At 54.5% G+C, this 389-nt stretch carries 1 pseudogene; it reads left to right on the forward strand.

From position 1 onward, the window contains the following. A pseudogene (locus ACTHS3_RS17180) lies at positions 1-389 on the forward strand (argininosuccinate lyase); the annotation flags it as partial.

Raw genomic sequence — 389 nt, forward strand, 5'->3', positions numbered from 1 at the left:
GATAATCAGGAAGACAAAGAGCCTTTGTTTGACACTGCCGACACGCTTATCGACACCCTGCGCATTTACGCCGACATGATGCGCGGCGTGACCGTCAAACCCGACAATATGCGCGCTGCCGTAATGCAGGGTTTTGCAACGGCTACCGACTTGGCGGATTACTTGGTGAAAAAAGGTATGCCTTTCCGCGACAGCCACGAAGTCGTTGCCCAAGCCGTGCGCCATGCCGATGAAGCTGGCGTTGATTTGAGCGAATTGCCGCTTGAAGTCCTGCAAGGTTTCAGCGATTTGATTGCCGACGACGTTTACAGCGTGTTGACACCCGAAGGCAGCTTAAACGCACGCAACCACTTGGGTGGCACCGCGCCTGAACAAGTCCGTTTCCAAGT

This window comes from Neisseria sp. P0009.S007, assembly GCF_051962515.1.